At 74.2% G+C, this 5,715-nt stretch carries 7 protein-coding genes; 6 read left to right on the top strand and 1 reads right to left on the bottom strand.

Features of this window, described 5'->3' with window-relative positions; genetic code table 11:
- The 6 genes from JF597_RS49685 to JF597_RS49660 all read left to right on the top strand — a co-directional run.
- The coding region (locus JF597_RS49685) for an AIR synthase-related protein (protein WP_294012688.1) at positions 1-426 on the top strand (426 nt) is incomplete at its 5' end.
- Between the two features lie 60 nt (positions 427-486).
- Entirely contained in the window at positions 487-960 is a 474-nt protein-coding gene (locus tag JF597_RS49680; protein ID WP_294012686.1) for a MauE/DoxX family redox-associated membrane protein, read from the top strand.
- Entirely contained in the window at positions 957-1,655 is a 699-nt protein-coding gene (locus JF597_RS49675; RefSeq protein WP_294012684.1) for a hypothetical protein, read from the top strand. The genes JF597_RS49680 and JF597_RS49675 overlap by 4 nt, the downstream gene beginning before the upstream one ends.
- A 74-nt stretch (positions 1,656-1,729) precedes the next feature.
- The gene (locus tag JF597_RS49670; protein WP_294012682.1) at positions 1,730-2,281 is read left to right on the top strand and encodes a hypothetical protein; all 552 of its coding nucleotides are present in this window, start codon (positions 1,730-1,732) and stop codon (positions 2,279-2,281) included.
- Positions 2,278-2,718, top strand: coding sequence for a hypothetical protein (locus tag JF597_RS49665; RefSeq protein ID WP_294012680.1), 441 nt, complete (start codon positions 2,278-2,280; stop codon positions 2,716-2,718). Before JF597_RS49670 ends, JF597_RS49665 begins: the two co-directional genes overlap by 4 nt.
- A complete protein-coding gene (locus JF597_RS49660) occupies positions 2,715-4,313 on the top strand; it encodes a hypothetical protein (RefSeq protein WP_294012677.1) in 1,599 nt (532 codons plus the stop codon). The genes JF597_RS49665 and JF597_RS49660 overlap by 4 nt, the downstream gene beginning before the upstream one ends.
- On the opposite strand, the gene JF597_RS49655 is transcribed toward JF597_RS49660, so the two are convergent.
- A partial coding sequence (locus JF597_RS49655) for an EAL domain-containing protein (RefSeq protein WP_294012674.1) occupies positions 4,297-5,715 on the bottom strand: 1,419 nt, incomplete at its 5' end. The genes JF597_RS49660 and JF597_RS49655 overlap by 17 nt on opposite strands.

The raw sequence follows: 5,715 nt of genomic DNA, 5'->3' as shown, positions 1-5,715 counted from the left end.
CACAAGGCCACCGGCGAGGTGTTCCAGCAGGCGGTCGACGCGATGACGTCGCTCAACCGGGAGGCCTCCGAGCAGGCCCTCGCGGCCGGCGCGCGCGCGGCCACCGACGTGACCGGATTCGGCCTGCTGGGCCACCTGCTGAAGCTGGCGAGGGCATCGGACGTGACGGCTGTCATCGACGCCGCAGCCGTGCCTTTCCTCGACGGCGCAAGGGAAGCGCTGCACGACGGCTTCGTCAGCGGCGGCACCCGGCGCAACCTCGACTGGGTGCGGCCGCACCTCAGCAGCGACCTCGACGAGGACGTCCTGCTGCTCCTCGCCGACGCCCAGACGAGCGGTGGGCTGCTCGTCGCCGGGGAGCTGCCGGGACATCCCGTCATCGGTCACCTGCAGCCTCGGACCGACCACCTGGTCCAGGTGCGCTGACCGGGTGACGCGCGGCGTGCGCTCCTTGCGTTGGTGCGAAGGACGACTACTTTCGGAGAGGTGCTGCTGCAGGGACTGGTCCACGCGGCCGCGGCCCTGCTCATCCTGGCCGGGGCGCAGAAGGTGCACGATCCGCTGCCGCTCGTGAGGGCCGCCCGCTCGGTCGGGCTGCGGTTCCACTGGCAGCTCGTCCGGGCCGTCGCCGCGGCCGAGGTCGGAGTGGGACTCGCGGCCCTCGTCGACGGCGCCCGGTGGACCGCGCTGCTGGTGGCGGCGTCGTACGCCGTCTTCACCGGCTTCGTGGTGGCGGCCCGGCTGCGCGGCGGGGTGCTGGCCAGCTGCGGCTGCTTCGGCAAGGCCGACGTCCCCGCGACCAGGACGCACGCGCTGGTCACCGGGGCCGTCGCGCTCGGCGCCCTGACCGGAGCACCTGGCGCCCTCCCGCTGACCGCCGCGGCCGTCGTCACCACGGCCGCCGTCGCGGTCACGGCGTACCTCGTCCTCGCGGTGCTCCCGCTGGTCCAGGTCCGATGACCGCGGTCGTCGTCGCGCTCGGGCTCGCCGTGCTGCTGCTCGCCGTGCTCGTCGCGGGGCTGCTGCGCAGTCACGCCGAGATCCTCAAGGCGCTTCACGAGCTGGGCGCCGGGCTCGAGCTCGACAAGAGCCGGGCCGAGCCGGTGCCGGTCACGGTCGAGGGGGTGACCGCTCCCCGTCGCACCGGCGCCCTCAACGTGCCCGACTCGGTCTCCGGGGAGACGCTGGACGGCGAGGTGCTCGCCCTGTCGCTCCTCGGGCAGGACACCATGATCGCCTTCCTCTCCAGCGGGTGCACGACCTGTCAGGAGTTCTGGAAGGCCTTCCGGCAGGACCCGCCGCTGCCGCCCGGCGCGCGGCTCGTCGTGGTGACCCGAGGTCCGGACGACGAGAGCCCGTCGGCGCTCGCGCAGCGCCGGCCGGCAGAGGTACCGCTGCTGATGTCGGAGGAGACGTGGGAGGCGTTCGGCGTCCCCGGCTCCCCCTACTTCGTGTACGTCGACGGCTCGGGCGAGCTGGTCGGCGAGGGATCCGGTGCGAGCTGGCAGCAGGTGCTCGACCTGATGGCGCAGTCGCGGGCGGACGCCCTGGCGCGCCGGCGGGGCAACGGCGGCGTGCGCGAGGCCCGGGACGACGCGGCGCTGCGCGACGCCGGCATCGTCCCCGACCACCCGTCCCTGTGGGAGTCGGCATGAGCGCGCTGCTCGTCGGCCTCACCGTGGCCACCGTCGCGGCGCTGCGCGCGACCTGGTCGCCTTGAGGTGAGTCGATGCTCACCAGCATCAACCCGCTCGGGCAGCGGGCTCGCTCCCAGAGGTGGACGGTGACCGTCCTGCTCTACACGGTCGCCTCGGTCGTCGGCGGCATGACCACCGGGCTCGTGCTCGGTGCGCTCGGCGAGGTGCTGCCGGTACCGACCTGGGCAGTCGCGGTGCTGGTGCTGCTGGCCGCGCTGCTGGACCTGGTCGGGCGGGTCCCCACCGGGCGACGCCAGGTCGACGAGGACTGGCTGACGCGTTACCGCGCCTGGGTCTACGCCACCGGGTTCGGCTGGCAGCTCGGGACGGGCGTGGTCACCATCGTGACGTCGGCGGCGACCTACGCGTGGCTGGCGGTGCTGGTGCTGCTCGGGCTGCCCGCAGCGGTCGTGGTGGGCGGCGCCTTCGGCCTCGTGCGGGCGCTGCCGCTGCTGGCCGGCCGCACCGCCGACACCCCGGAGCGGCTGCGCGACCTGGCCCGCCGGCTGGACAGCGGTCGTGGCTGGGCGCAGCGGCTGACGCCCGCAGCGCTCGTCGTCGGCGGTCTGGGGCTGCTGGCATGAAGCTGCACGGGTTCTCCCTCGCCGTCCCTCCCGGCTGGCAGGCCGCGGCCCGCCGGCAGCCGGTGGACGTGCCGGGGCGCCCCGGCAACCTCGTGGTGCACGCCGCGACCATCGCGCTGCCCCGCTCGCGGGGCGACTTCGGCTCCGACGTGGCGCCGCTGCTCGGGGTGGACGACGTGTTCTGCAGCCTGTTCGAGTACGACGCGGCGTCGACCCGCGAGGCGTTGTTCGCCGACCGCGGGCTGCCCGTGGTGCGACCGTCCGACTTCCAGGTCGGGGCACTGCAGCGGCCCCGTCCCGGGCAGAGCGGTGCCCAGTTCTTCTTCAGCGAGGCCGGCCGGGCGTTCTGCCTGTTCGCCATCCTCGGCAGCCACGGCAGGCGGCACCCGGGTGCCGTGAAGGTGAACGCGCTGGTGCGAGGGATGAGGATCCAGTGACGACGGCACAGGCCCTCGCGGAGCTGCAGCGACCGTCTGCCCCGACCTGGTCGCAGCGCCTCACCGACGGGGTCGTCGACTGGCTCGCCAAGCACACCACCCGGCGCGGCTTCCTCGTCCGCAGCGCGGTCGTCGGCAGCGCGCTGGCGGTGGACACCGCCGGGTTCGCGCTCAAGCCGCAGACGGCGTACGCCTCTGTCTGTGGGCCGGGCGCCACGTGCAGCAGCGGCTGGACGGTGTTCTGCGCGACCGTGAACAACGGCACCAACACCTGCCCGCCCGGCTCGATCGCCGCCGGCTGGTGGAAGGCCGACGGCGCCTCGCTGTGCGGCGGCCGAGCCCGCTACATCGTGGACTGCAACGCGCTCTGCAGCCGGTGCTCGACGCGCAGCGGCCGCCCCGGCATCTGCTCCTCCAGGTGCTGGTCGTGCGGCTGCCACTGCGGCCCGGGCGGCCAGTGCGACCAGCGCCGGGTGTGCTGCAACGCCTTCCGCTACGGGCAGTGCAACCAGCAGGTCTCGCAGGTCGGCAGCGTCGTGTGCCGGGTGGTCTCCTGCGTGCCGCCGTGGAAGTTCCTCAACTGCAGCACGGCCAGCGCGACCGACAACGCCACCCGCGACCACAGCTCACCGGCGCTCCCCGGCCCGTGGAGCGCGATCCGCGGCCGCTACTTCACCCTGGGCGAGAGCGGCAGCGCGCTCGGTGCCTCGCGCTACGCGGAGTTCGCGGTGCCTCGCGGCCGCGCGCAGCGCTACGTCCGGGGCCGGATGTCCTACACCTCGTCGCGCGGGGCGCACTACACGACCGGTGCCATCACAGCGCGGCACGAGCGGCTGGGCTACGAGGCCGGCGTGCTCGGGTTCCCCGTCGCCGACCCGATCTCCCTCGGCGCCGGGTGGGCCAGCCGGTTCGAGCACGGCCGGGTCTCGTGGCACCCCACGCTGGCCGCCTACGAGACGCTCGGGGCCATCGCGGTGCTGTACGAGAAGGTCGGCGGCGAGCGCGGGACCCTCGGCTGGCCGACTGCCACCCCGCGCAGCGCCCCCGACGGCACCGGGCGGTACAGCAGCTTCCAGCGGGGCCGGATCTCTTGGCACCCCAGCACCGGCGCGCACTGGCTCGGCTCCGCCCTCACGGCCCGGTACGGCCAGCTCGGCGCCGAGGGCGGTCGGCTCGGCTACCCGACCGTCGACGAGACCGGCGTCGCCGGCTCCCGGACCGCCCGGTTCCAGAAGGGCCGGATCGTGCACCTCGTGTCCGGCGCGAACGTCGAGGTGTACGACGTGATCGACGCCGCCTACGCCCGCGCCGGCGGCGAGGCCGGTGTCCTCGGGCTGCCCGTCGCGAACGAGCAGCCGGCCGGCGCGGGACGGGCGCAGCAGTTCGCGACCGGCCGCATCAGCGCCGTCGACGGAGCCGCCTACTGGACCCGCGGGCCGATCGCGGAGAGGTACGTGGAGATGGGCGCCGAGACGGGGAGGTTCGGGTTCCCGACGGCGGACGAGACCACCGCCTCCGGGGTGCGGACCAGCGTCTTCGAGCACGGGTCCATCAGCTACGACGAGGCGACCGGCGAGGTCACCCTCGGGCGATGACCTCGGGCGCCAGCTGGTGGGCCAGCCAGGGGCTGAGGTCGTCGGCCGGGAGCGCTCGGGACAGCAGCCAGCCCTGCGCCCGGTCGCAGCCCATCACCGACAGCCGCTTCCACGTCGCGTCGTCCTCGACGCCCTCGGCGACGACCCTCATGCCGAGCCCGCGTGCGAGGTCGATCACGGAGCACACGATGGCGTGGTCACGGGTGTCGGCCACCATCCGGCTGACGAAGCTGCGGTCGATCTTGATCTCCGACACCGGGAGCTGGCGCAGCTGCACCAGCGAGGACCAGCCGGTCCCGAAGTCGTCCAGGCTGAGCGAGACGCCCAGCGCGTCGAGCCGGGTGAGGGTCTGCCGGGCGCGCGCGCTGTCGGAGAACAGCGAGCCCTCCGTCACCTCGAGCTGCAGGCAGCTCGCCGGTACGCCGTAGCGGGCGAGCCCGCGGCTGACCTGGTCCACGAGCTGGTCGCCGGCGAGGTCCTTGACCGTGACGTTGACGGCCAGGTCGAGCTCCCAGCCCAGCGCGCGCCACGCCGCGATCTGCCGGAGCCCGGTGTCCAGCACCCAGGCCGTCAGCGGGACGATGAGGCCGCTGCGCTCGGCCAGCGGGATGAAGTCGTCCGGCGGGATGAGGCCGCGCTGCGGGTGCCGCCAGCGCACCAGGCCCTCGACGCCGACCACCCGACCGTCGTGCAGGTCGGCCTTCGGCTGGTAGTGCAGCTCGAGCTCGTCGTTCTCCAGCGCCCGGCGGAGCTCCCCGAGCAGCGCCAGCCGGGTGGGGCTGTTGTGGTCGCGGGTGGCGTCGTAGACCTCCACCTGACCCGACTCCTTGGACAGGTACATCGCGACGTCGGCGTGCTGCAGCAGCACGTCCAGCGTCGTCCCGTGCTCCGGGCTGGCGGCGATGCCCGCGCTGGCGGCCACGTCGACCAGCAGCCCGTCGAGGACGAACGGCTCGGCGAGGTCGGCCCGTGCCCGCTCCGCGGCCCGCGAGGCGATGTCGGTGTCGGCGCCCGGGAGCAGCAGCGCGAACTCGTCGCCGCCGAGCCGCGCGACGGTGTCGCCGGGCCGCAAGGACCTCGACAGCCGCCCGGCCACCGCGACCAGGAGCTGGTCCCCGACGTGGTGGCCCAGGGTGTCGTTGACCTCCTTGAAGCGGTCCAGGTCGAGCAGCACCAGGGCGACCTCTCCCGACTGCACCGCGAGAGCGGTGTTGGTGCCGAGCAGCTTGCGGTTCGCCAGGCCGGTGAGGTCGTCGGCGAGGGAACGGGCCTCGGTGCGCTGCGCGACCATGCCGAACGCGTAGACGGCGGCGAGAGTCGGCGCGAGCAGCGGCACGAAGCCGGGGCCGGCCTGCAGGGCGAGCACGACGAGCGGCGCGAAGGCCAGCAGCGCGCCGGTCGT

This window comes from Streptomyces sp. (genome assembly GCF_019510245.1).
GTDB lineage: Bacteria > Actinomycetota > Actinomycetes > Streptomycetales > Streptomycetaceae > Streptomyces.
This window is presented reverse-complemented; position numbering and strand designations above follow the sequence as displayed.